Source organism: Frankia nepalensis (genome assembly GCF_016786325.1).
GTDB classification, from domain to species: Bacteria; Actinomycetota; Actinomycetes; order Frankiales; family Frankiaceae; genus Pseudofrankia; species Pseudofrankia nepalensis.
The window spans coordinates 1-1,171 of record NZ_JADWYU010000007.1 but is presented as its reverse complement, the minus strand read 5'-3'; the positions used below and the strand labels follow the sequence as shown (position 1 = coordinate 1,171).

Annotated in this window: 1 protein-coding gene; it reads right to left on the bottom strand. The window is 72.4% G+C overall.

Features of this window, described 5'->3' with window-relative positions:
• Positions 1 to 1,035, bottom strand: a complete 1,035-nt coding sequence (locus tag I6A81_RS00050) for an IS630 family transposase (protein WP_203010053.1) — start codon at positions 1,033 to 1,035, stop codon at positions 1 to 3.
• Positions 1,036 to 1,171: the final 136 nt, after the last annotated feature.

The window sequence follows — 1,171 nt, the reverse complement described above, 5'->3', positions numbered from 1 at the left end:
CTAAGCGGCATTCCGAAAGTCCTGCGCGTAACCCGGCGGCAGCCAGGGGCTGGTCCAGGGGGCCGCGGTGGTCAGCATCTGGTCGGGTGAGCGGGCGCGGAAGAACGCGTGGATCTGTCTGCGCCGGCCGGGCCAGGTCACGGCGGTGTTGGCGATGTGGTTCTTCAACGCGGCCCAGATCCGTTCGACCGGGTTGTCGTGCGGGCTGTACCGCGCCCCGTACAGCACCTCCAGACGGGGGTGCTCGGCCAGGTAGGTCGTGACCGCGTGGGCGTGGTGGATGCTGTCGTTATCGCAGATCACCACGACCTTCGGGGCGTACGGGAACGCGCCGATCAGTGTCTCCAGCAGGGCGACGAAGTCGGCCGCGCACCGGCGGCCCAGCCGATACACCCACCGGCCGGTGGCCAGCTCCACCGCACCGAACACGCTGACCTGCCGGTTCTTTCCCGGCGTGTCGACCCTGGGGCGGCGACCGCGCCGGGTCCAGCTGGCGCGCACGTGGGGCAACAGGTGCAGGTGGGTCTCGTCCTCGGCCCACACCACCGCTCGGCGCGGCAGCCGGGCCACCCGCGTGGCGATCGCGGCCACGACCTCGTCGTGGGCGGGGTCGCCACGAGCGATCAGCTTGGGGCGCCGCCACACGGCGACCTGGCGGATCCGGCGGTACAGCGTGCGCGGGCTCAGGTTCGGCCGGCCCAGACGGCGCCAGATCCGCCGGACCGTCCACGGCCCCGGGCACTCCAGCAGGGCGGCGATCCGCGCGCACAGCCGGCGTCCGCCCAGCCGGGGCCGTCCCGGTCGGGGCCGGTCGGCCAGTCCCGCCACCCCTTCGGCGTCGAACCGGCCGATCCAGCGGCGCACCGTGCTCGGATGGCATTCCAGCAGCCCGGCGATCTCGGCCGAGGTCAGGCCGTGCAGGGACAGCAGCACCATCACCGCCCGTAGGGCCACCCTCCACCGGCCCCGCAGATCACCACGCAGCTCCTCAACGTCGCAGGTGGAGCGGTTGGCGAACACGCTGGGCGGGCGCATACTGACCACGACCTCGCCGGACGGGCGGACGACTGGTGCAACCTCGATCCAACCCCCGGCGAGGCCGGTGTCGCCACTCCTCCACGCCCGCGACCTCACTCCGGGTTACGTGCAGGACTTCTGGATACGCGCTTAG

Bases quoted from the DNA above. Each gene is read 5' to 3' on its own strand.
- I6A81_RS00050 (WP_203010053.1), bottom strand. From the start codon at position 1,035: ATGCGCCCGCCCAGCGTGTTCGCCAACCGCTCCACCTGCGACGTTGAG.